Genomic DNA, 25,081 nt, shown 5'->3' on the forward strand with positions numbered 1-25,081 from the left:
CCCAATGCGCCTCTTCTACGGGAGTATCACCGAGAAGTGCGGACAATGCGGGAAAACCGCGCTGCAACTCCGCGACCACCTTCTCGGCGAGGCCCGGGAGTTCATTTCTCACTACCCGGGTCCACTCGCCTCGGGGACGCGACCAGATGCGGTTCAGGAGATCACACATCGCTACCTCGTTCCTGGCGGGGGATGCTGCTGGGACAGGAGATGGGCGCCCCCGTGCGCCTGATTGGGCATCATCCGGAGTACCGCCGCGCGACCGCGACGCCGGTGCAGGAATTTGTCACAGCGCGATAAAGCTTACGAAATCCTGAACACGCTCGTAGATGCTTTTGCACATCCGGATTACGGCCCTGCGTATCCACCCGGTTACAGAATGTTTAGTGTTACCGGGGGTCACCCGAACAAAAGCCCCGGGGCAAATACCGCCGCCGGGAGATTTCATAGAAATTCGCATCCCGCACCCGTGCCCCGACACCGGGAGGTCCGATGTCCGCACCGCGTTTGCAGAACCGACGAGCAACACACCGCGCCCGGCCCTCGCCCACGCTGCCCCGCCCCCGGCGCCCGCCGAACGAACCCGGCCCGCCGGTTCGCCGTCCGGCCGGCAGGAACAACGGAACTGCCATGCTGCGCCCGGCACTTCCGGCCGCACTGCTGCTCTTCATCGCCGTCACCCTGCACTCCGGCGCGATGGACACCCTCATGCGCTTTCTGGACTTCGGCGCCGGGGTGCTCGCCCTGGTCTCGCTGTCGGTCACGGTGCTGTGGGGGCTGGCCGCCACCGACCGGATGGTGCTGCACTCCGGCCACCGGCTGCTCGCCCAGGCCGTGCACCGCGGCACCGGCGTCGCCGGACTCGGCTTCCTGGGCCTGCACATCTGGGTGAAGATCGCCGAGGGTCACACCAACACGGCCTCCGCAGCGGTGCCGTTCACCGACGGCGCCCGGCCGGTGCTCATCGGCCTGGGCACACTCGCCGCGTATGTGTTCCTCGCCGTCGCGGTGACCGGCGCGGTGCGCGGCGCATTCACCGGCATCGCCGCCTCCCGCTGGTGGCGGGCACTGCACATGAGCGCCTACCTCGCCTGGGCGCTGGCCCTGGTGCACGGCCTCAGATCGGGCCGTGCCGCAGCCGGTTGGGCGCTGGCCGGATACGCCATCTGTCTCGCCGCGGTAGCCGTACGGCTCGCACTGCGGCTGCGCGACTCACGCAGGAACTCAGGAGAACTCCCATGACCGCCCCCGCCCCCACCCGTCTGCTGCCGGCCCTCCCGGGCCCGGAGCCCGTACCGACGCTGGCGTCCTTCGGCCCACCGCGGCTGCTGGCCGGCCTCGACGAGGCACCGCGCATGGACCGGGTGGCGCATCTGGCCCGGCACGGCAGCCTGCCCCGGCTGACCCCTCAGGAGCTGGTGGCGCTGGCCGAGGACACCGATCTGCGTGGCCGCGGCGGCGCGGGCTTCCCCTTCGCCCGCAAGCTGACCGCCGTCATGGACGGTATGAAACGGTCCGACGGCAAGGGCGCGGTGGTCGTCAACGGCAGTGAGGGCGAGCCGAGTTGCCTCAAGGACACCGCGCTGCTGCTGCACGCCCCGCATCTGGTGATCGACGGCGCGCTGCTGGCCGCCGAGGCGCTCGGTGCGCAGGAGGTCGCCATCGGGGTGACCCGTAAGGACGTCGAGGACTCGGTGCGGCGTGCCATCGGCGAACGCGGCCCGGTCCGGCCGGCGTTACGGGTCACCCTGCTGACCGAGCGGTTCGTCACGGGCGAGGGCACCGCGATGACCAACGGGCTGGGCGGCGGCCCGGGCCTGCCCTCGGGCCGTAAGGTCCGCTCCAGCGAGCGCGGTCTGAACGGGGTGCCGACGCTGCTGTCGAACACCGAGACCTACGCCCAACTCGCGGTGGCCGCCCGCCTGGGAGCACTCGGCTACCGCAATGCGGGCCTGCCCACGGAGCCCGGCACCCTGCTGCTGACGGTCGGCGGCAGCCGGGTCGTGGAGGTCCCCTACGGGGTGCCGCTCACCCGGGTCCTCGCCCTGTGCGGGTCCGACCCGGGGCAGGGCGTGCTGCTGGGCGGCTATCACGGCACCTTCATCTCGCCCGTCGACGCGCAGACCGCGACGCTCTCGCGGGATGCGCTGTCCGCCTACGGCGCGGTGCTCGGCGCCGGGGCTGTGCTGCCGATCCCGTACGACACCTGTCCGGCGGGCGAGACCGTACGCGTCGCGCAGTGGATGGCCGCCGAGTCGGCCGGCCAGTGCGGCCCCTGCGTACTGGGCCTGCCCGCGCTCGCCGATGAACTCGCCCGCGCCGTACGGGGCGGCGGCGACTCCGCCCTGGAAGCGGTGCGCGCCCGGATGCGGGCGGTGGAGAAGCGCGGCGCCTGCAGCCACCCGGACGGCACCTCGCGCTTCGTCGCCTCGGCCCTCGCCGCCTTCCCCGAGGAGTTCGAGCGCCATGCGCAGGGGTTCGGGTGCGGCCGCCCGGTGACCGGAGCGCTGCCGGTCACCGGGCACCAGCCGCCACCGGTCGCCACGCCCGCCGCCGCGCCGGCGCCGCCGCAGGAGCGGCTGCTGGTCGACTGGACGCTGTGCCGCGGCCACGGCCTGTGCGCGGATGTGGTGCCCGGCATCGTGAAGCTGGGCCCGGACGGCTATCCGCAGCAGGCCAGCATGCCGCTGCCGGCCCGGATGCGGCGCCGTGCGCAGCTCGCGGTACGGCGCTGCCCGGCGCTGGCGCTGCGGGTACAGGGCGGCAACTGAGCCTCCCTGCGGGCTGCTTGACCCGAAGAAGAAAAACTTCGCGCCCGTTGAACGCCCGGCACCCCGTAGCCCGTATTCCCCCGGCGAGACCACCCGGCCGGGACCGACCGGCAACAGCACACGCAGCAAGCACGTCACTTTGCAAGCGATGGAACCGGCAACCGACAGAGGAGACACCCATGATCACTCGACGTCGTGCGGGACTCGCGGCCACCGCGCTCGCCACCCTGGCGCTGACCGCCGCCTGCGGCACCAGCGGCAACCAGAGCGCCGGCACCCCCACCACCGACACCGTCCAGCCGGCAGGCCAGGGCACCAGCGACTACGGCTCCTCCGGCTCCGGCCAGGGCAACGACCCGTACGGCGGCCAGGCGGGCGGCGACAGCGGCAAGGCCCCGCAGGCCGGGCCCAGCGCGGGGACGCTGGCGCTGCACCAGGACGCCAAGCTCGGCCCGATCGTGGCCGACGCCAAGGGCATGACCCTCTACCGCTTCGACAAGGACACCGCCAAGCCGCCCAAGTCCAACTGCTCGGGCTCCTGCGCCACCGCCTGGCCGCCGGTCCCCGCCGACGGCGCGACCGCCCCCGCGGGCATCGCCAAGAGCGCACTGGGCTCGGTCACCCGCGCCGACGGCACCAAGCAGCTGACCATCGGCGGCTGGCCCGCCTACCGCTACGCCAAGGACACCCAGCCCGGCGACACCAAGGGCCAGGGCGTCGGCGGCACCTGGAACGCGCTGACCGCCGAGGGCAAGAAGGCCGTCGCCCAGGAGCCCGGCGATGTCTCGGTGCAGAACCAGCCCGAGCTCGGCGACATCCTCGTCGACGGCCAGGGCCTGACCCTCTACCGCTTCAACAAGGACAGCGCCTGGCCGATGAAGTTCGGCTGCAACGACGCCTGCCTGGACACCTGGAAGCCCGCCAAGCCCGCCGACCGCTCCAAGCTGAAGGGCATCCCGTCCAAGCTCATCTCCACCGTCACCCGCCCCGACGGCCTCCGTCAGCTGGCCGTCGACTGCTGGCCGGTCTACACCTTCACCGGCGACAAGCAGCCCGGTGACATCAACGGCCAGGGCAAGATGGGCCTGTGGTTCGCGGTCTCCAAGGACGGCAAGAAGATCACGTCGACGCCGACGGGCTGACCGGCCCGCCCTGCCGGAGCGCCTCGTCGCGGGGGAACTCGTCGTCCACCGCCAGCACCTGGGCGTCCGGCCGCTCGTCCGTATCGCGCGGCCCCAGCCAGGTGACCGCGAGCGCCACCACCACATTCACGGCGAGCCCGACGATCCCCGCGTTCATCCCCCACACCGGGTCGTGTCCCCCGAAGACCAGGACACAGACCAGAGCGAAGCCCGCCACCAGGCCGCTCACCGCGGCGTGCACCGTCAGCCGCCGCCACACCAGCCCCAGCAGCAGCATCGGCACGAGCTGCGCCATGCCCTCGTACGAAATCAGGGACAGCCGGACGAGGGTGTTGGGGGCGGTGTAGGTCAGCACCAGCGCCAGCGCTCCGGCCACCACCACGACCACCTGGGACCACAGCTTCTGCCGGTTGGCCAGCTTGGGGATCGCACCCAGCACGCTCCTCCCCCACATCGTGCCGATGACCAGCATGAACACGGCCATCGGCACGATGGAGGAGAGGGCGGCGGCCACCCCGATCAGACCCACGGCCCAGGCCGGAAGGGAGTCCACCACCAGCTTGAACAGCGCGAGATTGGAGTCCGCGCCGGTCAGCCCGGGCACCACGAACAGCGCGGCCAGCCCCAGCAGCATCGGCACGAACAACAGCACGTTGTAGAAGGGGAGGTACATGGCGTTACGGCGCAGCGCATCGGCGTTGCGGGCACCGAGGTAGCCGGCCACGGTCGTCGGGAAGATCACCACCGTAAGGGAGTTGATGACGGTGGTGGTGATGAACCAGACCTGGCCCAGTCCGCCCGACGCATGGCCGGGGAAGGTCAGCCACTGCGGCTTCTCGGCGACGATCCGGTGCAGGAAGGGCCCGTAGCCGTCGAAGTAGTGCAACGGAACATAGATAGCGAGGAAGCCGAGGGTGCCGATGACGAGGATGTCCTTGAGCACCGAGACCCAGGCGCTGCCGCGCAGCCCGCTGATCACGACAAAGCCGGTGGTGACGGCGAAGCCTATGAAGTAGGCCCAGTTGAGACTGATGGCACCGTAGGAAATGGTGGAGACGACCACGCCCATGCCGGTGATCTGCAGCTGGATGTACGGCAGCAGACAGACGGTGGCGAGGAGGGCGACGGCGGCGCCGAGCCAGGGCCGCCGGTAGCGGTGCGCGACGATGTCGGTGATGCCGACCAGGCCGTGCCGGCGGGCGTAGGCCCACAGCATCGGCCCGACGACGTACCCGATCCCGTAGCCGCAGGACATATAGGCCAGCACATAGAGCACCGGGGCACCGAAGTTGTAGCCCCAGCCGGCCGCGCCGAGGTAGCTGAAGCTCGTATAGCTCTCGCCGGCCATCAGCACCCAGATGAAGACGGTGCCCAGACTGCGGCCGCCCACCGACCACTCGGTAAGGCCCCCGCCGGAGCCGCGGCCGCGTACCGCGAGCAGCCCGAGGGCGACGGTGAGCACCATGAAGGCGCCGAAGATGGCGGTGGCGACGGCGGCGTTCATGACCGGCCCCGCTTGAGGTCGGCGCGCCGCGCCAGCCACACCGCCAGCGGTGTGGCGAGCGTCGCCAGCAGCATCCAGAAGAACAGGAACGGCAGGCCCTGCACGGTCGGTGTCACCCGGTTCACCAGCGGCAGCACCGCCAGGAACAGCACATACGGCAGCAGCAGCCACAGCAGCGCGGGGCGCTTTCGGGAGCCCGGGGATCGACCGCCGGAGGACTGATTTCGCACGTGGCGAGAGCCTATGCGACGCACGGCCGCTCTCACCGTGACTGTGTCGACCGCAACACGCCCCAGACCACCAGCCGGTAGGTCGAGGTGTACTCCGGCGTACAGGTCGTCAGCGTCAGATACGCGCCGGGCGCGGTGAAGCGGTAAGCGGGGTGCACGCTGCTGTAGGGGACCTTGGCGAGGACCGTGCCGTCGCCGGGCGTGGTCTCGGGCAGGGTGCGGCGGACGGCGTAGGTGTAGCGGGCCTCGGCGGTGTCGATGACGACGGTGTCACCGGGCCGCAGCCGGCCGATGTACCGGAACGGTTCACCATGGGTGTTGCGATGCCCGGCCAGCGCGACATTGCCGGCCTCGCCCGGCTGCGCACTGTGCGGATAGTGCCCGACATAGCCCTTGTTGAGGACCGCGGCCTTGCCGACGCCCTGGGCGATGGGGGCGGTGATGCCGATCCGGGGGATGCGGAGGACGGCGTACGCCAGGTCCTGGGGAGGCGGAGGCCGGTCGGTCGCGCGGCGACCTGTCGTATCGGGCGGAGGGGTGCTTTTGCCGGATCCCCGCGCCCCCGCTCCGTCGTCCTCGGGCGCCGGGGTCGCGGCAGTGGACGGCGGCCGGGCGTGCCACTGCCGCTCCAGCCGGTCCACCTGGTCCTGTGCCGAGTGCTGCGCCTGACGGTTCGTCCACCACAGCTGGTGGACGACGAGCAGCAGCACTACGGCGCCGAGCGTCACGGCCAGCTCCGCACCCGTCCACAGCGCCCGCGCGGCACGGGAGCGACGGGTGCGCCGCCCCTGCACGACTACCGGTATCCGCTCCCGCACGCGGGCACCGTAAGCCCTGCGGGCGCAGGCCACCAGAGGCAGCGCACACCCTCTGTGCGCTGACGGGTGTCAGCCGCCGAAGGCCTGCGAGACGGCGTAGATGCACAGCCCGGCCAGCGCACCGACGACCGTGCCGTTGATCCTGATGAACTGCAGGTCACGGCCGATGTGCGCCTCGATCTTCTTCGAGGTCTGCTCGGCGTCCCAGCCGGCGACGGTCTCGGTGATCAGGGAGGTGATCTCGCTCTGATACGTCGTCACCACATAGACGGCCGCGCCCTCCAGCCAGCCGTCCACCTTGCCCTGCAGCCGCTCCTCGCCGGACAGCCGCCGCCCCAGGGACAGCAGCGCCGCCCGCACCCGCAGCCGCAGTTCGCTGCGCTCGTCCTCGGCGGCGGCCACGATCATCGCGCGCACCGAGCCCCAGGCCGAGGCGATCAGGTCCTGTACCTCGCCGCGCCCCAGCACCTCCGACTTCAGCCGCTCGACCCTGGCCCTGGTGTCCGGGTCGGACTGCAGATCGCCCGCGAAGTCCCTCAGGAAGCGGTCGATCGCACCGCGCGCCGGATGCTCGGGCATGTCCCGCATCTCGGTGACGAAGCGCAGCAGCTCCTTGTAGACCCGGTCGCCCACCTTGCGGTCGACGAAGCGCGGGGTCCATCCGGGGGCGCCGCCGGAGACCGCCGTCATGACGGAGTCGCCGTGCTCGACCAGCCAGTCGTGGCCGCGGGTGACGATCAGATCCACCACCCTCTTGTGGCCGCCCTCGGCGACGACCTTCTCCAGCATCGTGCCGATACCGGGCGCGATCTCCTGGGCGTCCGCGCGGCGGGTGATCGCCTCGCCGACCACCGCCTGCACATCGGAGTCGCGCAGCACGGTCAGCGCGCCGCGCAGCGCGGTGGACAGCTCGGCGGTGACCCGGTCGGCGTTCTTCGGCTCGGCGAGCCAGCCGCCGAGGCGCCGGCCGATGCCGACGGAGCGCAGCCGACGCCGTACGACCTCACCGGAGAGGAAGTTCTCTCCGACGAAATCACCCAGGCTCTGACCCAGTTGGTCCTTCTTCGTCGGAATGATGGCGGTGTGCGGGATCGGCAGCCCCATCGGCCGCTTGAACAGCGCGGTGACCGCGAACCAGTCGGCCAGCGCGCCGACCATGCCGGCCTCCGCGGCCGCCGCGACAAACCCGGTCCAGCCTCCCGCCCCCAAGGACCCGGCCCATTTCGCCAGCACATAGACCAGTGCGACGGCCAGCAGCAGGCTGGTGGCCAGCGTCTTCATCCGGCGTACGGCGCGCCGGCGCTCCTCGTCGGCCACGCCGTACGCGAAGCCGTCGGCCGGCATCGCCCGGCCCGCCGGCACCGCGCCCGCCACCGGGGCCCGCTCCGCATTCGGCGCCATGTCCGCTTTCGTGCGTTCCATCCGCTCCACCGCTCCCACCGTGCCCCCGCCATCCATACGGCCTGTCCCACGCCGCACGTCCGGCCGCCGATCCGGCCGTATGTCCCACTGTGACCTACTCCCGGAACGAACCACGAGTTCCCCACGTCCATGCCATGACGGCATCGAGTCCGGGCCGGGCCGGCACCGAGCGGGGCGCCGGGCGGCTCCCCGGAGGTCCGTGGGATCATGGAGGACCGATCGGACCGCAACGGTGCCGCTGATCATCCGCTGCCCTTGCCCGCCCGGAGCGAGTTGCTCCGCTTTACCCAGGAGACCTCTCCCGCATGACGAAAAGTGTGGGTTACGCCCTGCTCGCCGGTCTGGCGGCGGTGGTGATGCTGATCTCGACCGCGATATTCGTCGGCTTCGGCGGCGACGGCGACGGACCGGGCAGCTCTCCGCACAAGCCGCGCGATCCGGTGGCACCGGCGGTCTCCGGACAGTGGGTCGGCACCTGGTCGGCGGCCGCGGCGGCGGCCGAGCCCGGCACCCTGGACGGCTACGCGGGAATGTCGATACGCAATGTCGTGCACACCAGCGTCGGCGGCACCGGCGTCCGTATCCAGCTCTCCAACCTCTACGGCACCCGCCCGCTGGTGGTCAGCCACGCCTCGCTGGCGCTGGCCGCGGCCCCCAGCAACCCCACCGCCGCGACCGGCACCATGCGCCGGCTGGCTTTCGGCGGCAAGCCCGCGGTGACCATCCCGGCGGGCGGCGCGGTCACCAGCGACCCGACCCGGCTGAAGGTGCCGGCCGACGCCGACCTCCTGGTCACCACGTACTCCCCCTCCCCCTCGGGCCCCGCCACCTACCACCCGTACGCCCGCCAGACCTCTTACCTGGCACGCGGCGACCGCGCCGAGGACGCCACCGGCGCCGCCTACACCGAGCAGAGCCCCTACTGGCGCTATCTGACCGGCGTGGACGTATGGAGCACCGAGGCCCGCGGCTCGGTCGTCGCCATCGGCGACTCGATCACCGACGGCATCACCTCCACCGCGGGCGCCAACCACCGCTGGACGGACTTCCTCGCAGCAAGGCTGCGCAACGAGCCCGGCGCGCCCCGCTACGGCGTCCTCAACCAGGGCATCAGCGGCAACCGCCTGCTGGTCAACGGCAGCAGGTTCTCGCCGAACAACGGGCCCAGCGTGCTGTCCCGCCTGGACCGCGACGCGCTCTCGCGCACCGGCGTGAAGGCGGTGATCGTCGAGATCGGGCTGAACGACCTGTTCAAGTCCCCGCGCCAGCTCGACCCGCAGAAGATCGTCGCGGGCATGCGGGAGATCGTCCGCGAGGCGCACGCCCGCGGACTGCGGGTCACCGGCAGCACCCTTACGCCGTTCGGCGGACACCGCGGTTACTCCACCCAGCTGAATTCGGTCCGCGAACAGGTCAACCGCCTCATCCGCTCCGGCACCGTCTACGACGAGGTCGTCGACTTCGACAAGGCGCTGCGCGACCCGTCCGCACCGGTCCGCCTGCGGCCCGCCTACGACTCCGGCGACCACCTCCACCCGAGCGACGAGGGCTTCCTGGCCATGGCCAACGCCGTAAACCTCAACCACCTCAGGCAGTCGGCGCCCGCGTCGCTGTAAGGAGGCGCTCACGCGAACGGAGCAGCCGCCGCGGCCTCAGCCCAGTTCCTTGTGCCGGCCGCGCTCCTCGGCGTCGAGGCGGCGCTGTTCCTCCTTGAGGCGGCGCCGCTCGGCCTTGAGGAGTCTGCGTTCGACGTTCACGCCGCCCATCAGGGCCAGGCCCTTGACGATCACGCGGGGTGCGCCGGGTTCGCCCGGTACCCCGTCCTCCGCGGAGTCGAAGCCGCCCATGATGCCGAGGCCGCGCACATCGACCTCGACGCCGGGCGGCACCACGATGTTCACCCCGCCCATGACGGCCCAGCAGTTGATGACGACCTCGGGGCCGGCGAAGTGCGCCTCGCGCAGGTCGATCTCGCCGCCGCCCATGCAGCAGACGGCCGTGAAGCGGCGCCCGATCGTCCACCGCCCCTTGCGCTGGAAGCCGCCCAGGATGCCGACGCCCGCCGCGGCCCCTTCCGTACCGCTCACAATCCGCTCGGACCAGGCCGTCGGCGCACCGCTGTCCTTGCGCAGCGACAGTCGCGCGGAGGCGACCGGCGGCCCCGCGGCCGCCGGCAGATCGGCGGTGATGGGCTCCAACTCCCCGTACGTACGCGCCTTGTACGTCGCTTCGAGCCGCTCGTCGAACTCCTCCATCACCAGCCGCCCCTCCGCGAGGGCATCGCGCAGGATCTCGGCGACCCGCTCGCGGTCGGCGTCGGAGGCCCGCAACTCGGGGAGTTCTTCAGTCATACGAACAGATTACGGCGTGCCGGATCGATCGGTGCGAATCACGCCGGATCGGCCGCCGCGCGCCCCTCGGGGACCCGGCCGCCGGCGTACAGCGTCGCGATCACATCCTCGATGTCCGGCTCCCGCACCGACAGATCCACCAGCGGATAGCGCTCGGCGACCGCGGCGACCAGCGGCGCCGCGCTCTGCGCCGCAGGGAACGCCAGCCACTGGCGGGGGCCCTCCACCTTGACCGTACGGGCCCCCGGTACGCCCTCGATCGGCGGCAGCTCGCGCTCCAGGTCGACCACCAGGGTCCGTTCGCCGTCCCCGGCGGCCCGCAGCCCGTCCAGCCCGCCGTCGTAGACCAGGTGCCCGTGGTCGATGACCATCACCCGGCGGCACAGCTGCTCGATGTCGGTCAGGTCATGGGTGGTCAGCAGGACCGTGGTGCCCCGTTCGGCGTTCACCTCGCGCAGGAATGCGCGCACCTTCGCCTTGCTGATCACATCGAGGCCGATGGTCGGCTCGTCGAGATAGAGCACCTCGGGGTCGTGCAGCAGCGCCGCCGCGATATCGCCGCGCATCCGCTGCCCCAGCGACAACTGCCGTACCGGTACGGACAGCAGCGGGCCCAGGTCCAGCAGTTCGATGCAGCGGTCCAGGTTGGCGCGGTAGACGGCGTCCGGGACCCGGTACATCCGCCGCACCAGCTCGTAGGAGTCCTTCAGCGGCAGGTCCCACCACAGCGTGGTGCGCTGGCCGAACACCACCCCGATCCGGCGGGCGAGCCGGGTCCGCTCCCGCGCCGGGTCGATACCGGCGACCCGGAGCCGGCCGCCGCTGGGCACCAGAATGCCCGTCAGCATCTTGATGGTGGTGGACTTCCCGGCGCCGTTCGGCCCGATGTAGCCGACCATCTCGCCGCGCGGCACCTGGAAGGTGATGCCGTCCACGGCGCGCACCTCGTGGCGCACCCGCCGCAGCCGGCCCGCCTTGCGCCGCACCGAGAAGACCTTCTCGACGCCGTCCACCTCGATCAGCTGCTCCGCCGCGGCAGCACCGCTCATCACGTGCCCTCCTTTGTCGTCCCCGTTGCGATACGGCACCTGATGCCTCGTCAGCTGCCGGTGCTGCGGTACGCCCGGAGCCCGAACCGCCAGGCCACCGCGGCACCCGCGCACATCAGCGCCGCCACCACGGGCCCCAGGAAGTCCGCCCAGCCCGGCAGCCCCAGCGGATCGGGCCGGCCCAGCAGCCGCAGCGCGGGCAGCCAGTTCACAAAGGCCAGCGGGACGAGGAAGGTGACCCCGCGCACCAGGTCCTTGGCGAACACCGTCGGCGGGTACTGCAGCATGGCGTTGCCGCCGTAGGTGAAGGAGTTCTGCACCTCGGCCGCGTCCTGCGCCCAGAACTGGAAGGCGGCCCCCGCGGTGAACACCGCCCCGAAGATGGCCGTTCCGCAGACGGCCATCAACGGCACCATCAGCATCCGGCCCACCGTCCAGTCCACGTCGAGACGGGTCAGCGACCAGCCGAGCACCAGCAGCGACTGGGTGATCCGGCCCAGCCGGCGCAGCGCGAAACGGTCGGCGGCGACCTGCGCGAAGACCGGTGCCGGGCGCAGCAGCAGGGTGTCGAGGGTGCCGTCACGGACCCGCCGGCCCAGCCGGTCCATACTGCCCAGCAGCAGATCCGCCAGGCCCAGCGAGACCCCGGACGTGCCGTACAGAAAGGCCACTTCGGGCAGCGAGAATCCGCCGAGGGCGTCGATCTGCGAGAACATCAGCATGATCGCGACGAAGTCCAGGGCGGTGGCGGCGAAGTTGCCGAACGCCATCATCACGAACGACGCCCGGTAGGCGAGGGTGGAGCGCACCCACATCCCTACGATCAGCCCGTACGCGCGCAGCCCCTGAGCCATCGCCGCCCCCCGGCCGCCGCCCACGCCGTCCGCCGGCCCGTCGCTAGCCACCGTGCACCACCACCTTCCGGGTCGCCGCCGTCTGCACCAGCCGGCCCAGCGCCAGCAGCGCCACACCCCACGCCGCCTGGAACAGCAGCCCCGACGCCAGCGTGGCCCCGCTCCGCGCGCCGACCAGCACATCGGCCGGCACCTGCAGGATCCCCGCCCACGGCAGCAGCTGGGCGAGGGCACCGAAGTCGCCGGGGAAGACCCGCAGCGGCAGCACCATCCCCGAGAAGAACATGCAGGCCAGCCCGCTGATCAGAGCCAGCCCCGAGCCGTCCAGCAGCCAGAACGACGCCAGCGCGACCAGATACCGCAGCGCGAAACTGACGACCACGCCGAGCGTCACGGACAGCAGGAACCAGCCCCACGTCAGCGGATCGGAGGGCAGCGCCAGCGGGAAGACCAGGGCGCCCACCGCCATCGGCGCCACCCCCCGGCCGATCAGCTGCAACGCGGCCCGCCCCAGATCCGCGGCCAGCCACCACAGCTGCAGATCCGCCGGCCGGTAGAGGTCCACCGCGATATCGCCGCTACGGATCCGCTCCTGCAACTCGTCGATGCCACCGCCGGCCATCAGCGCCGAGGCCGCCAGCAGCGCCTGCGCCGTCCAGACGAACGTCAACGCCTGCGCCTGGTCGTAGCCGCCCAGATGCGGCCGGGCGTCCCACAGGGCGATATAGGTGTAGGCGACGATGAAGCCGAAAACGGTGTTGGTGAACACGCCCGCCACCGTGGCGATCCGATACGTGGCGTACCGCCGGAAGCTGCCGGCCGCCACCGCCACACTCCACACAGTCGCGCTCACCCGCCCTGCTCTCGTCGGACAGCAAAGCACCGGAGCCTAGGTCGTGAACGCGGCGGGCACCATCGAATTATCACCGGTTCGGGTGAGCGAGGGGCGCCAATCAGCCGGTCAGGTGGCGGTCTCAGGTGCGCGCCACCCCGCCCGACCGGGACACATGATGCGAGAGTTTCCCAACGGGCGACAGTTGCTTTTCCGGCGTACGGCGCGAACCCCCTGATACGACACCGATCCGCCGCAGTACAACCTTCGGCGGCGGCCGAGGAGTCCATACAGACATGAGCGGACAACGCACAGGCTGGCGCCGTGTCCTCCCCACCTGGCGCACGATGCTGGGCACCGTGCTGCTATTCCTGCTGCTCGTCGTCGGCGGTCTGATCGCCGGCTATCTCCTCGTCGACATCCCGCCGGCCAACAGTGCCGCCAAGGCGCAGAGCAATGTCTACCTCTACTCCGACGGCTCCGAGCTGGCCCGCGACGGCGACGTCAACCGGCAGAATGTCACGCTCAGTCAGGTCCCCCGGTCCGTCCAGCAGGCCGTACTCGCCGCCGAGGACCGCGACTTCTACTCCGAGTCCGCGGTCGACCCCGCCGCGATGCTGCGGGCCGCCTGGAACACCGTCACCGGCAAGGGCAAACAGTCCGGCTCCACCATCACCCAGCAGTACGTGAAGAACTACTACCTCGGCCAGGAACAGACCGTCACCCGTAAGGCCAAGGAGTTCTTCATCGCCATCAAACTGGACCGCGAGGTGAGCAAGGACAACATCCTGGAGGGCTACCTCAACTCCAGCTACTACGGCCGCAACGCCTACGGCATCCAGGCCGCCGCCCAGGCCTACTACGGCCGGAACTCGGAACAGCTGACCACCGCCCAGGGCGCCTATCTCGCCACCCTGCTCAACGCCCCCAGCGCCTACGACATCACCGCCCACCCCGGGAACAGGCCGCGGGTGCTGGCCCGTTGGAATTACGTCCTGGACGGCATGGTGAAGCAGAAGTGGCTGGCCCCCGCCGAGCGGGCCGCGATGCGCTTCCCCATGCCCAGGCCCGCCAGGACCTCCCCCGGCCTGACCGGCCAGCGCGGCTATCTCGTCGAAGCGGTCAAGGACTACCTCACCGACCACAAGATCCTCGGCGAGGACACCCTGCGGGCCGGCGGCTACCGCATCACCACCACCATCAGCAAGAAGCGCCAGAACGCCTTCGTCAAGGCGGTCAACACCCGCCTGATGGACCGGCTCGACGACTCCCGGAAGGTCGACACCTACGTCCGGGCCGGCGGCGCCTCCATCGACCCCGCGAGCGGCCGGGTCGTCGCCCTCTACGGCGGCATCGACTACGCCAAGCAGTACGTCAACGGCGCCACCCGCAGCGACTACCAGGTCGGCTCCACCTTCAAGCCGATCGTCTTCGCCTCCGCCGTGGCCCACCACTCCACCACCCAGGACGGCACCCGCATCACCCCCCACACCCTCTACGACGGCGACAACAAACGGATGACGATCAGTCACGGCCGTCCCACCGGCTTCGCGCCGGCCAACGAGGACGACCGCTCCTACGGCCCGATCACCGTCACCGAGGCCACCGACAAATCCGTCAACGCCGTCTACGCCCAGATGGGTATCGACGTCGGCCCCGGCAAGGTCAAGGACACCGCCGTCGACCTGGGCATCCCCGCCGACACCCCCAGCCTCGCCTCCTCCCAGGGCGCGATCTCGCTGGGCACCGCCACCCCCAGCGTCCTGGACATGACGCAGGTCTACGCAACCCTCGCGCACCACGGAAAACAGCGGCCGTACACACTCGTCGACAAGGTCAGCAAGTCCGACGAGCAGCTCGAACTCCCCGAGCGCCCCGAGAGCACCGCCCTCGCACGCGACGCCGCCGACACCACCACCTCGATCCTGCGCAGCGTCGTCGACGGCGGCACCGGCACCGCCGCCCAGGGCGCCGGGCGGCCCGCGGCCGGCAAGACCGGCACCGCGGAGGAGGACAAGGCCGCATGGTTCGCGGGCTACACCCCCGATCTCGCCACCGTCGTCGCGGTGCTGGGCCAGAACCCGGAGAGCGCCGCGCAGGAGCCGCTGTACGGCGCGGCGGGCCTGCCGCGGGTCAACGGCGGCGACTTCCCCGCCCAGATCTGGGCCGACTACACCGCGGCGGCCCTGGCCGGACGCCCGGTCCACGACTTCCATCTGCGGCTGGCGCAGGGCGCGGAATCGGCGTCGCCCGAGCCGTCCGACAGCGCCTCGGCCTCACCCAGCGAGTCGGGCGCGCCGTCCACCGGCCCGACCGGCTCCCCCACCGTCCCCACGACGCCGACCACCGGCGCCCCGACCCCGCCGACCACCGAACCGCCCAGCCCCACCGTCCCCACCGAGACACCGCCGACGAGCGAGCCCACCGACGATTTCCCGACGGTGGGACCGCAGGCCGACGACCTGGAGTGGCGGATGCGATCACGGTGGGGCGGATAGCCCACGCCCCGTACGGACGGACGGGGCGCCGGGCGATGCGTACGGTCAGTGGCCGGAGGTCGCCTTGAGCCCGACCACCGCCACCAACAGCAGACAGATGAAGAAGATCCGGGCCGCCGTGGCCGGCTCGCCGAGCACCAGCATCCCGACCACCGCCGCACCGGCCGCGCCGATGCCGACCCATACGCCGTAGGCGGTACCGATCGGCAGGGTCCGGGCCGCGTACGAGAGCAACAGCATGCTGGCGACGATGCCCGCGCCGGTGAACACACTGGGCCACAGCCGGGTGAAACCGTCGGTGAACTTCATCCCGACCGACCAGCCGACCTCCAGCAGACCGGCGACCATGAGCAGGATCCATGCCATGACGGCACCTCCGTGAAAAGAGCTTCAACAGGGGTGCGTCGTCTTGTCATGACCCGGTACGGCGCGTCTCGTCGGGGTCTTCCGAGGCTAGCAAAAGAGCAGGCGAACGGGCGGTGACCCCGGTCACCGCCCGTCACTGCCTGATCAGGGAATACCGCTACCGCGGGCTACAGATACAGCCCGGTCGCGTCGTCCGCGCCCTCCAGCCGCTCCGCGGCCACCGCATGCAGATCGCGCTCGCGCATCAGCACATACGCCACACCGCGCACCTCGACCTCGGCCCGGTCCTCCGGGTCGTACAGCACCCGGTCGCCTACCTCGACGGTCCGCACGTTCTGCCCGACCGCGACCACCTCGGCCCAGGCCAGGCGCCGGCCGACGGCCGCGGTCGCGGGAATGACGATGCCCCCCGACGAGCGGCGCTCGCCCTCGGGGATGTCCGTCCGGACCAGCACACGGTCGTGCAGCATCCGGATCGGCAGCTTGTCGTGGGTGTCCTTGGTGTTATTCGGGCTCACGGCATGACCGTACCTGCCCGACGAGGCCCACCACGCACCGCGGGCCGGGTCGGGCCGGGCAACGGCGGCCCGCAACCCGACTGCCCGCCCGCCGGCCCCTACGCTCTACCGCCGCCGCTTGGCACGCAGCGTCAGCAGGCCCACCACGGCCAGCCCAATCATCGCCACCGGAACGATGCGCTCCAGCCGCGGCGCCCCGTCCGCCGACACCAGCTGCGCCCGCACATCCGACACCGCGCGGTTGGCGACCACATACGCCCGCCCGGCCGTACGGTCCACCGCGGCCGACGCCCTCGCCTTCGCATCGTCCATGATCGTCTTCGGGTGCAGCCGCACACCGATCTCATCGAGCGTGACGGCGAGCTCCTGCCGCCTGCGGACGATGTCCGCCTCGATCTGCGCCGGGGTCCTGGCCTCCGCCACCGCGCTGCCTCCGTCGTCTCGCGCCGATGCGTACAGGGGCCGGGCACTGGGCCCCGTACGGAACCGACCACATTGCTGACTGCCGATTCGTGATGGACAGTCTGTCAGCTCACACCCTCACACGCCCCACAGCACCCCCGTTTCGCGCACCCGAGGCGCCCCCGGCACCATTCCGCGCCCCGGCTGGCTAATGTCGGGGCGTAAGGACCCACGCTTAAGGAGAGCCATGAGCGAGCGACTGCAGCCCGGCGACACCGCCCCCGCCTTCACCCTGCCCGACGCGGACGGCAAGCAGGTCTCGCTCGCCGACCACAAGGGCCGCAAGGTCATCGTCTACTTCTACCCGGCCGCGCTGACCCCCGGCTGCACGAAGCAGGCCTGCGACTTCACCGACAACCTCGACTTCCTCGCCGGCCACGGCTACGACGTCATCGGCATCTCCCCCGACAAGCCGGAGAAGCTCGCCAAGTTCCGGGAGAAGGAAGACCTCAAGGTCACCCTGCTCGGTGACCCCGACAAGGAGGTCCTCACCGCGTACGGCGCCTTCGGCGAGAAGAAGCTCTACGGCAAGACCGTCACCGGCGTCATCCGCTCCACCGTCATCCTCGACGAGGACGGCAAGGTCGAGCGCGCCCTCTACAACGTCAAGGCCACCGGCCACGTCGCCAAGATCATCAAGGACCTGGGCCTGTAAGCGCCCGGTCCGGCAGCTCCAGCACGGCCTCGGCGCCGCCCTCCGCGGCGGCGCCGAAGTCCAGCCGCGCCCCCAGCACATCGGCCTGACCGGCCGCGATCGTCAGACCCAGACCGTGCCCGGTCCCCCGCTCCGGCGCGGCCGTACGGAACCGCCGCGGCCCCTCCGCACACAGCTCCGCCGGATAGCCCGGACCGTGATCGCGCACCACGATCCGCGACCCGGCCACCACCACCTCGATCGGCGGCTTCCCGTGCTTGGCCGCGTTCGCCAGCAGATTCACCAGCACCCGCTCCACCCGCCGCCGGTCCGTCTCCACGATCCGCGGCTCGCCCTCGACGGTCACCGACACCTCGTCCACCCCGTCGTCCACCCCGCGCTGCCGCGCCGCCCGCTTCACGATCCCGCGCACCAGCGACGGCAGTTCACANCGCGCCGCCCGCTTCACGATCCCGCGCACCAGCGACGGCAGTTCACAGGCGTCCACATCCGCCCGCTCCACCCCCGCGTCCAGCCGCGAGACCTCCAGCAGGTCCTCCACCAGCCGCCGCATCGCCTGCGCCCGGTCGCGCACCAACTCCACCGCACGCGGCTGCGGCAACAGCTCCGCCGCCGCCACCAGACCGGCCACCGGCGTCCGCAGCTCATGCGCCACATCCGCGGTGAACTCCCGCTCCGCCTGCGCCTGGGCCGCCAGCGACGTCGCCATGTGATGCACACTGCGGCCCAACTCGGCCACCTCGTCCCGGCCATGGCTCGCCAGCGCATCCGCGTCCGGCGCCTCACCCGCCGCGATCCGCCGCGCCGCCGCCGCACTCAGCCGCAGCCGCCGCGACAGCCGCTGCGCCACGAACCACGACACCACCGCCATCAATGTGACCGTGCCGCACCCCGCGATCAGCAGCGCCCGGTCCAGCGCCACCTGCGCCGGATCGTCGTCCGGATACGCCGCCGACACCGACAACGTCCGCGCCGGGGCGCGCCCGCCACCGTCACCGACCCCGGTCGCCGCCCACACCCGCGGATCCTCACCGCCGCTGACATACGTCCCCGACCGGTTCTTGAACACCGCTTCCCGCAGCGGCGACGGCAACGTCGCATCGTCCAGCTGCGCGCCCAGCGCCAGCGTGCCGTCCCGCTCGTATATCTGCAGCGCCGAACTCAGCCGGTCGTCCTGATACGCCCGCGCCGAGCGCTCGCGCTCCGCGTCCGCTATGTGGTGCACGGCAAACCCGAGCACCACCACAGCCAGCGCCGTCATACATGAAATGGCCAGGGCGATCCGGCCTCGAATGCCCATCACGCGAGGTTGTACATCTCCGTCGTGTCACCGAGCGGCGTCGAGCCCTCGTACGTCACCTCTAGCCCCGTGAAGGCCAGCCCGCCGTCGACCGGCTTCGGCCCGTAGAGCCGAAAGGTGGCCGGGAAACCCGAATCCGTCCCCACCCCCGCCGCCGTCTTCTCCACCTGCACCACACCGACCCCCAACGCATCCCGCGACCCGTACTTCTTCCATGTGATCGCGGTCGCCACCATCCCCTTGTCCGCGCAGGTCAGCGTGATGACCTGGGGCTTGATCTCGGGCTCGCCGAACCCGCAGTCCCGCACCCCCGGCAGCCCCCCGGTCTGCTTGGCGTCCTCCTTGATGTCCTGCACCGCCGACGTCTTCGGTGCCGCATCCACCGCCGACGCCTGGTCCGACGCCTGGCTGAACCACACCCCGCCGGCCGCCAGCGCCGTCACCACGACGAAAGCCACCAGCGCGGTACGGCCCCGAACCCAGCGGGACCCCTCGCGGTCGGTCATCACGATCTCCTCCCGGGGACAACGCCCCGTACCCCCACCAGCAAACACGAATGCCGCGCCCGGCGATGCCACTCTCCCGTCCCCGCCACACAGGCTGATTGCCCGAATACTGCGGTGACCGCGCGGCTGTGTACCAGTCCTGTAACAAGCCTCGCCACACCTCTGGTGCGCCGCTAGTCCAGCACTCGCGCCGACCCGGTGCCCCCGCCGTCCCGCCCTCCCGGTGCCCGGCCGTCCCGGTGCCCGGCCGTCCCGGTGATCCGGACGGCGCAGCCTCGCATGACGTCGTGACGTCGTGACGTACATCGCTTCGTCCCGCCGAAGGGGTTTGATCCGCGCTCAACTGCGCAGGCGCACCTGTCGTATCCGTCGTACCCCACCGCGCATCGCGCGCCGACCGACCGAGAGGACCGCCTCGTGCCGATGGGCAGCACCGAAGCCGACCCCGCTTCCGAGCTGGACCGCGAAGCGCAAAAGCGCCACCGGGCGCTGTTCCGCGCCGTCGCCCGCCGCCGGAACCCCAAACTACGGCGCACCGACATCACCGTCACCGACGAACGCGTCGTCAAGCGCGCCGTGAAGGCCGCCGCCCTCGGTAACGCCATGGAATGGTTCGACTTCGGGATCTACAGCTACCTCGCGGTCACCATCGGCAAGGTCTTCTTCCCCGGCGGCAGCGACACCACCAGCCTGCTGTCGTCCTTCGCCACCTTCGCCGTCGCCTTCCTCGTACGGCCCCTCGGCGGCGCCTACTTCGGCCCGCTCGGCGACCGGGTCGGCCGCAAGAAGGTGCTCGCCCTCACCATGATCATGATGGCGCTGGGCACCTTCTGCATCGGCCTGATCCCCTCCTACGCCGCCATCGGCTTCTGGTCCCCCGCCCTCCTCATCGCCTTCCGCCTCGTCCAGGGCTTCTCCACCGGCGGCGAATACGGCGGCGCCTCCACCTTCATCGCCGAATACGCCCCCGACAAGAAGCGCGGCTTCTTCGGCAGCTTCCTGGAACTGGGCACCCTCATCGGCTACACGGGCGCCGCCGGCATCGTCCTGCTCCTCAACACCACCCTCGGCGACGACGCCATGCTCGCCTGGGGCTGGCGCCTCCCCTTCCTCATCGCCGGCCCGCTCGGCCTCGTCGGCCTCTACCTCCGGATCAAGCTCGACGAGACCCCCGCCTTCCAGAAGTTCGAGGCGGCCCACACCCACAGCGCGACGGGCTCCGTCGTCGAGGCGGAAGCGGAGTTCTCCCACCTCTCCGAAAACGCCCCCAAGAAAAAACTGGGCGAGATCTTCGCCCGGCAATGGCCCACCCTCATCCTCTGCATCGCCCTGGTCGGCGCCTACAACATCACCGACTACATGCTGCTGTCGTACATGCCGACGTACCTCACGGACACTCTCCACTACGAGGAGTCCCACGGCCTGCTGATCCTCCTCGGCACCATGATCGCCCTGATGTGCGTCATCAGCACCGTCGGCAAACTCAACGACCGCTACGGCCGAAAGCCCCTCCTGATGGCCGGCATGCTCGGCTTCTTCATCCTCGCGATCCCGGCCTTCCTCCTGGTCAAACAGGGCAGCATCCCGGCCGTCTGCGGCGGTATGGCCCTCCTCGGCCTCTCCCTGGTCTGCCTCCTGGGCACCATGTCCGCCGCCCTCCCCGCCCTCTTCCCGACCAACGTCCGCTACGGCTCCCTCTCCATCGGCTACAACCTGGCCGTCTCCCTCTTCGGCGGCACCACCCCCCTGGTGATCACCGCCCTCATGGACGCCTTCGACAAGAACGCCATGGTCCCCGCCTACTACACGATGGCCGCCGCCCTCGTAGGCGTCATCGCCGTCACCTTCATGAAGGAAACCGCCCAACAGCCCCTCGAAGGCTCCCCACCCTCCGTAGCCACCAAGCAGGAAGCCATCGAACTCATCACAGCCCAAACCCCGGAACCACGCTTCTGACCTGCGCCTCGCCACAACCGAGCCCTCGGGGCCACCGCCCCCGGGGCCTCTTTTCCCTCGCCCCGCGTAACCGCCCCCACGTTCGATCGTTGTTCAGTTCGAGGAAGCGCACGGGGGTGGGCCTGGTGCGCGGGACGGGGGAAGCATGCCGGTCAAATACACCCGCGAGAGGCTGGCGGCAGCGGCGCGCGCATCGTCGTCGTACGACGACGCCGTGCGGTGGTTCGGGGGGACGCCCACACCGGGCAGCCGTCGCTATCTGCGCGCCAGGATGACCGCGGAAGCCATCGACACCTCGCACTTCACCTTGGGCGGCGTACGCCACACCGAAGCCACCCTCCGCGAACTGGCGGCCTGCTCACACAGCATCGCCGAGGTCGTACGCCGCCTCGGCATCAGTCCGGTCGGCGGGAATCAGACACACATCGGCCGGCGTATTGCCGAACTGGGCATTGATACCTCCCACTTCACCGCCGCACCCGAGCGGCGCCCCAGTATTGCGACGGGGCATCGTCTGGTTCTGGGGTCACCAGCCGACGGCCGCATCGAGGGAGAGCGTCTTCGTAAGGAATTACTGCGGCAGGGAGTTCCGGAACGGTGCGCGATGTGCAGCACGGGCACGGTGTGGCGCGGGAAACCGCTACGACTGGAAGTCGACCATCGCAACGGTGACTGGTGGGACAACCGCCCGGACAACTTACGGTTGTTGTGTCCCAACTGCCATGCGGTGACGGACACTTACCGCGGCCGCAAGCCGCGTCGGAAGTGACGTGTCGGCGATGCCCCAGCGCGTCACTTACAGCCGAGACCTGCTGACCCGTACAGCGGCCGTCTCCACCAGTCTGGTCGACATGCTGCACCGACTCGGCACACCATTGGGCAGCGGTCCCCGCAGATATCTACGTGCCCGGCTTGAGCACTACGACATCAACACCATGCACTTTGTCGACGAGCCACTCCCCCACCGTCAACGCCGTTCATACACTGAAGCGTTGCTGAGAGAGGCCGCCTCTCATTCCCACAGCATCCGGGAAATGCTGGAGTACCTGGAAGTTCCGCCGTACGGAAGCGCGTACAGCTACCTCCGCAAGAAGCTGGACCAGTTCGGCATCGAAACCCCGCACTTCACCAGCCGCGGAAAGAGCTCTCTCCTCCCACGCGGTGAAGCGGCGAAGGCCGTGGCCGCCTCGCGGAGCTTCGCCGAGGCTCTCAGCCGCCTCACCCGGACCCACAGTGGCGTGTCCCGAAGAGCCGTGAAGAACAGCATCGAGGTGTACGGCCTGTCGACCGCGCATTTCACCGGCCAGGCACACCGGCGTGGCCTGCCTTCCCCGGCCCGCAGGCCGGCGGACGACATCCTGCGGCGTCTCGAACCAGGTTCCCGCCGGGAGAAGACCGTACTTCTGCGCCGTGCCCTCGATGAGAAGGGGGTGGTCCACGAGTGCGCCGAGTGCCGGCTCGGGGACACCTGGCAGGGCCGGCGGCTCGTCCTGGAGATTGACCACATCAACGGTGATCGGCTGGACAATCGCCTGACCAACCTGCGCTACCTGTGCCCCTCCTGCCACAGCCAGACCAGGACTTTCTCCCGCCGTTCACCGCACATGCCCATCCCTTCGCAGCGTCGCGGCCGAGCACAGTAAAGTAAGCGCGGCGGGCCCGTACCCCAGCTGGCCAGAGGGCGCCGGTTTAGGTCCGGTGTGTCGTGGGTTCGAGTCCCACCGGGCCCACCTACGCGTACGGCCTCCCTGTCTTTGGACAGGGAGGCCGTTTTGCTGTGCAGCCTCAGCCCAACAACTCCCGTACCACCGGTGCCAGTGCGCGGAAGGCCTGGCCTCGGTGGCTGATGGCGTTTTTTTCGTTGGGGGTCAGTTCGGCGCAGGTGCGGGTGTCGCCGAGGGGCTGGAGGATGGGGTCGTAGCCGAAGCCGCCGGTGCCGGAGGGGGCGTGGCGGAGGGTTCCTTCGAGTTTGCCCTCGACGACGCGTTGGGTGCCGTCGGGGAGGGCGAGGGCCGCGGCGCAGGCGAAGTGGGCGGCGCGGTGTTCGTCGGAGATGTCGGCGAGCTGGGCGAGGAGCAGGGACAGGTTGGCCCGGTCGTCGCCGTGGGTGCCGGCCCAGCGGGCGGAGAAGATGCCGGGGGCACCGCCGAGGACGTCGACACAGAGGCCGGAGTCGTCGGCGACGGCGGGGTGGCCGGTGGCCCGGGCGAGGGCGTGGGCCTTGAGGAGGGCGTTCTCGGCGAAGGTGACGCCGGTCTCCTTGACGTCAGGGATGTCGGGGTAGGCGTCGGCACCGACGAGTTCGACGTCGAGGTCGGCTGCTTCCAGGATGGCGCGGAGTTCGCTGACCTTGCCGGCGTTGCGGGTGGCGAGGATGAGGCGGGGAGTTGCGGGGCGCCCGCCGGTTCGTGGCTGCATGGGGAGTGATTATCCCGGTGTGCAGATCTTGGTCATCTCGCCGGTCCCGTCGACGATCGGCCGGATGTCGGGGGCCTTTTTGTCCTTGATGGCCTTGCGGGCGTCCTTGATGCCGTTGTTGACCTTGTCGATGGCCTTCGACAGGTCCGGGTCGCTCGACTCGGTGCTGACCTTCTTCAGGCTCGTGTCGATCTTGTCGAGGGCCTCTTCGGCTTTGTCGGGGTCGAGGAGGGCGTTGTCCGCGGCCTGCTGGAGTTTGTCGACGGCGTTGACGACGGCGGTGGCGGTTTTGGCGCAATCCATGGCCTTCTGGACCGCTCCGCAGGCGGAGAGCAGCGGTATCGCGAGGGTGGCGGCGGCTAACGCGGCGAGTGCGGTGGTGGCGGGGCGGCGGTGCCGGCGCGTACGGGGGGCCATGGAGCGGTTCCTTCCGTTGGGTCATGCTCGGGCAAAGGAAGAAACGCGGGGTGGGGTTGTTTGGTTGCCCGGTGGGTGTGGCCGGGGGCGAGGTTCGGACACGGGCGATGAGGGTGACAGGGGGCGGGCGCGGGTGGGTGGGGGTGTGCCGCGTGTCCGCGCTCGCGCCCTGGGCCCCGCTGTCGTGCTCTCGTGGCGTCTTGGTCTCGTGCTGTGTTGCTGCGTTGCTGGCGTGCTGTCGTGCTGTCGTGCTGTCGTGCTGTCGTGCTGTCAGAGGGTCAGTGCCAGTGCCGCTCGCTGGGCGCCGTCGAGTTCGGCGCAGCCGGCGACGGCGAGGTCGAGGAGGGAGTTGAGCTCCTCGCGGGCGAAGGGTTCGGCTTCGGCGGTGCCCTGGACCTCGACGAAGCGGCCGTCGCCGGTGCAGACGACGTTCATATCGGTTTCGGCGCGGACGTCTTCCTCGTAGCAGAGGTCGAGGAGGGGGGTGCCGTCGACGATGCCGACGCTGACGGCGGAGACGGTTCCGGTGAGGGGCTGGCGGCCGTGGCGGATGAGCTTCTTGCCCTTGGCCCAGGTGATGGCGTCGGCGAGGGCGACGTAGGCGCCGGTGATGGCGGCGGTGCGGGTGCCGCCGTCGGCCTGGAGGACGTCGCAGTCCAGGACGATGGTGTTTTCGCCGAGGGCCTTGTAGTCGATGACGGCGCGCAGGGAGCGGCCGATGAGGCGGCTGATTTCGTGGGTGCGGCCGCCGATTTTGCCGCGTACGGATTCGCGGTCGCCGCGGGTGTTGGTGGAGCGGGGCAGCATCGAGTATTCGGCGGTGACCCATCCTTCGCCGGTGCCCTTGCGCCAGCGCGGAACGCCTTCGGTGACGGATGCGGTGCAGAAGACTTTGGTGTCACCGAAGGCGATGAGGACGGAGCCTTCGGCGTGCTTGCTCCAGCCGCGTTCGATGGTGACCGGTCGGAGCTGTTCGGGGGTGCGGCCGTCGATGCGAGACATGGCGTAGACC

25 protein-coding genes, 1 tRNA gene, 1 pseudogene and 1 riboswitch are annotated in these 25,081 nt (G+C 70.5%); of the genes and pseudogenes, 10 read left to right on the top strand and 17 right to left on the bottom strand.

Annotated elements, in window-relative coordinates; translation table 11 throughout:
* Nucleotides 1-630: 630 nt before the first annotated feature.
* From DY245_RS19075 to DY245_RS19085, 3 genes are all read left to right on the top strand, one after another.
* Nucleotides 631-1,242 carry a hypothetical protein gene (locus tag DY245_RS19075; protein WP_128508457.1) on the top strand — a complete coding sequence of 204 codons (612 nt, stop codon included), beginning with the start codon at nt 631-633 and terminating at the stop codon, nt 1,240-1,242.
* Nucleotides 1,239-2,771: an NADH-quinone oxidoreductase subunit NuoF family protein gene (locus DY245_RS19080; RefSeq protein WP_128508458.1), complete on the top strand. Its 1,533-nt coding sequence runs from the start codon at nt 1,239-1,241 to the stop codon at nt 2,769-2,771. Before DY245_RS19075 ends, DY245_RS19080 begins: the two co-directional genes overlap by 4 nt.
* Nucleotides 2,772-2,950: 179 nt before the next feature.
* On the top strand, nt 2,951-3,913 hold the full coding sequence (locus DY245_RS19085) for an SCO0930 family lipoprotein (RefSeq protein WP_128508459.1): 963 nt from the start codon (nt 2,951-2,953) through the stop codon (nt 3,911-3,913).
* Here the strand turns inward: DY245_RS19085 and DY245_RS19090 are convergent.
* The 4 genes from DY245_RS19090 to DY245_RS19105 form a co-directional block, all read right to left on the bottom strand.
* On the bottom strand, nt 3,891-5,417 hold the full coding sequence (locus DY245_RS19090; RefSeq protein ID WP_128508460.1) for a sodium:solute symporter family protein: 1,527 nt from the start codon (nt 5,415-5,417) through the stop codon (nt 3,891-3,893). The genes DY245_RS19085 and DY245_RS19090 overlap by 23 nt on opposite strands.
* Complete coding sequence (locus tag DY245_RS19095) at nt 5,414-5,647, bottom strand: DUF3311 domain-containing protein (RefSeq protein ID WP_128508461.1); 234 nt, start codon at nt 5,645-5,647, stop codon at nt 5,414-5,416. The genes DY245_RS19090 and DY245_RS19095 overlap by 4 nt, the downstream gene beginning before the upstream one ends.
* A 32-nt stretch (nt 5,648-5,679) precedes the next feature.
* Entirely contained in the window at nt 5,680-6,465 is a 786-nt protein-coding gene (locus DY245_RS19100) for a class E sortase (protein WP_128508462.1), read from the bottom strand.
* 69 nt (nt 6,466-6,534) lie between these two features.
* Nucleotides 6,535-7,887: a DUF445 domain-containing protein gene (locus DY245_RS19105; protein WP_425329411.1), complete on the bottom strand. Its 1,353-nt coding sequence runs from the start codon at nt 7,885-7,887 to the stop codon at nt 6,535-6,537.
* 305 nt (nt 7,888-8,192) lie between these two features.
* On the opposite strand from DY245_RS19105, the gene DY245_RS19110 reads away from it, so the two are divergent.
* Complete coding sequence (locus DY245_RS19110) at nt 8,193-9,503, top strand: SGNH/GDSL hydrolase family protein (RefSeq protein ID WP_128508463.1); 1,311 nt, start codon at nt 8,193-8,195, stop codon at nt 9,501-9,503.
* Nucleotides 9,504-9,539: 36 nt separating this feature from the next.
* Here DY245_RS19110 and DY245_RS19115 read toward each other — a convergent pair whose 3' ends face one another.
* Genes DY245_RS19115 through DY245_RS19130 form a run of 4 tightly spaced genes read right to left on the bottom strand, consistent with a single transcriptional unit; the run spans nt 9,540 to nt 12,982 of the window.
* Nucleotides 9,540-10,238, bottom strand: coding sequence for a DUF1707 SHOCT-like domain-containing protein (locus DY245_RS19115; protein WP_128508464.1), 699 nt, complete (start codon nt 10,236-10,238; stop codon nt 9,540-9,542).
* A 38-nt stretch (nt 10,239-10,276) separates the two neighbouring features.
* The gene (locus tag DY245_RS19120; protein WP_128508465.1) at nt 10,277-11,287 is read right to left on the bottom strand and encodes an ABC transporter ATP-binding protein; all 1,011 of its coding nucleotides are present in this window, start codon (nt 11,285-11,287) and stop codon (nt 10,277-10,279) included.
* A 50-nt stretch (nt 11,288-11,337) separates the two neighbouring features.
* A complete protein-coding gene (locus DY245_RS19125) occupies nt 11,338-12,141 on the bottom strand; it encodes an ABC transporter permease (protein ID WP_181923760.1) in 804 nt (267 codons plus the stop codon).
* Between the two features lie 43 nt (nt 12,142-12,184).
* Nucleotides 12,185-12,982 (bottom strand): ABC transporter permease, encoded by a 798-nt coding sequence (locus DY245_RS19130; RefSeq protein WP_128508513.1) that lies wholly within the window; start codon nt 12,980-12,982, stop codon nt 12,185-12,187.
* Between the two features lie 287 nt (nt 12,983-13,269).
* Here DY245_RS19130 and DY245_RS19135 point away from each other — a divergent pair, with 287 nt between their 5' ends.
* Nucleotides 13,270-15,471, top strand: a complete 2,202-nt coding sequence (locus DY245_RS19135) for a transglycosylase domain-containing protein (RefSeq protein ID WP_128508466.1) — start codon at nt 13,270-13,272, stop codon at nt 15,469-15,471.
* A 45-nt stretch (nt 15,472-15,516) separates the two neighbouring features.
* Here the strand turns inward: DY245_RS19135 and DY245_RS19140 are convergent, their stop codons facing one another.
* The 3 genes from DY245_RS19140 to DY245_RS19150 all read right to left on the bottom strand — a co-directional run bounded on the left by DY245_RS19140 (nt 15,517) and on the right by DY245_RS19150 (nt 16,778).
* Nucleotides 15,517-15,837, bottom strand: a complete 321-nt coding sequence (locus DY245_RS19140; protein ID WP_128508467.1) for a DMT family transporter — start codon at nt 15,835-15,837, stop codon at nt 15,517-15,519.
* A 32-nt stretch (nt 15,838-15,869) separates the two neighbouring features.
* Nucleotides 15,870-15,937, bottom strand: a riboswitch (guanidine-III (ykkC-III) riboswitch).
* Nucleotides 15,938-16,004: 67 nt separating this feature from the next.
* Nucleotides 16,005-16,307, bottom strand: coding sequence for a GroES family chaperonin (locus DY245_RS19145; protein WP_051798423.1), 303 nt, complete (start codon nt 16,305-16,307; stop codon nt 16,005-16,007).
* A 153-nt stretch (nt 16,308-16,460) separates the two neighbouring features.
* On the bottom strand, nt 16,461-16,778 hold the full coding sequence (locus DY245_RS19150) for a DUF3618 domain-containing protein (RefSeq protein WP_128508468.1): 318 nt from the start codon (nt 16,776-16,778) through the stop codon (nt 16,461-16,463).
* Nucleotides 16,779-17,004: 226 nt separating this feature from the next.
* Between DY245_RS19150 and bcp the strand changes: the two genes are divergently transcribed.
* On the top strand, nt 17,005-17,472 hold the full coding sequence (bcp, locus tag DY245_RS19155; RefSeq protein ID WP_128508469.1) for a thioredoxin-dependent thiol peroxidase: 468 nt from the start codon (nt 17,005-17,007) through the stop codon (nt 17,470-17,472).
* Here bcp and DY245_RS46425 read toward each other — a convergent pair.
* The 3 genes and pseudogenes from DY245_RS46425 to DY245_RS19165 all read right to left on the bottom strand — a co-directional run.
* Nucleotides 17,453-17,902, bottom strand: a 450-nt coding sequence (locus tag DY245_RS46425) for a sensor histidine kinase (RefSeq protein ID WP_244943123.1), incomplete at its 5' end; no start/stop codon positions are given. The two genes, bcp and DY245_RS46425, sit on opposite strands and share 20 nt — an antisense overlap.
* Before the next feature lies 1 nt (nt 17,903).
* Nucleotides 17,904-18,772, bottom strand: a pseudogene (locus DY245_RS47870) (histidine kinase dimerization/phospho-acceptor domain-containing protein); the annotation flags it as partial.
* Nucleotides 18,772-19,278, bottom strand: a complete 507-nt coding sequence (locus DY245_RS19165; RefSeq protein ID WP_128508471.1) for a hypothetical protein — start codon at nt 19,276-19,278, stop codon at nt 18,772-18,774. The pseudogene DY245_RS47870 and the gene DY245_RS19165, both read right to left, overlap by 1 nt.
* A 423-nt stretch (nt 19,279-19,701) precedes the next feature.
* On the opposite strand from DY245_RS19165, the gene DY245_RS19170 reads away from it, so the two are divergent.
* The 4 genes from DY245_RS19170 to DY245_RS19185 all read left to right on the top strand — a co-directional run bounded on the left by DY245_RS19170 (nt 19,702) and on the right by DY245_RS19185 (nt 22,964).
* The gene (locus DY245_RS19170) at nt 19,702-21,234 is read left to right on the top strand and encodes an MFS transporter (RefSeq protein WP_181923757.1); all 1,533 of its coding nucleotides are present in this window, start codon (nt 19,702-19,704) and stop codon (nt 21,232-21,234) included.
* A gap of 145 nt (nt 21,235-21,379) precedes the next feature.
* Entirely contained in the window at nt 21,380-22,003 is a 624-nt protein-coding gene (locus DY245_RS19175; RefSeq protein WP_128508473.1) for an HNH endonuclease, read from the top strand.
* A 10-nt stretch (nt 22,004-22,013) separates the two neighbouring features.
* A complete protein-coding gene (locus DY245_RS19180) occupies nt 22,014-22,877 on the top strand; it encodes an HNH endonuclease signature motif containing protein (protein ID WP_128508514.1) in 864 nt (287 codons plus the stop codon).
* A 12-nt stretch (nt 22,878-22,889) separates the two neighbouring features.
* Nucleotides 22,890-22,964, top strand: a tRNA-Leu gene (locus DY245_RS19185).
* 55 nt (nt 22,965-23,019) lie between these two features.
* Here the strand turns inward: DY245_RS19185 and rdgB are convergent.
* The 3 genes from rdgB to rph all read right to left on the bottom strand — a co-directional run bounded on the left by rdgB (nt 23,020) and on the right by rph (nt 25,071).
* On the bottom strand, nt 23,020-23,652 hold the full coding sequence (gene rdgB / locus DY245_RS19190; protein WP_128508474.1) for an RdgB/HAM1 family non-canonical purine NTP pyrophosphatase: 633 nt from the start codon (nt 23,650-23,652) through the stop codon (nt 23,020-23,022).
* Between the two features lie 9 nt (nt 23,653-23,661).
* The gene (locus tag DY245_RS19195) at nt 23,662-24,069 is read right to left on the bottom strand and encodes a hypothetical protein (RefSeq protein WP_128508475.1); all 408 of its coding nucleotides are present in this window, start codon (nt 24,067-24,069) and stop codon (nt 23,662-23,664) included.
* A gap of 270 nt (nt 24,070-24,339) precedes the next feature.
* Nucleotides 24,340-25,071 carry a ribonuclease PH gene (rph, locus tag DY245_RS19200; RefSeq protein WP_128508476.1) on the bottom strand — a complete coding sequence of 244 codons (732 nt, stop codon included), beginning with the start codon at nt 25,069-25,071 and terminating at the stop codon, nt 24,340-24,342.
* Nucleotides 25,072-25,081 lie beyond the last annotated feature (10 nt).

Source organism: Streptomyces inhibens (assembly GCF_003389455.1).
Lineage (GTDB): Bacteria > Actinomycetota > Actinomycetes > Streptomycetales > Streptomycetaceae > Streptomyces > Streptomyces inhibens.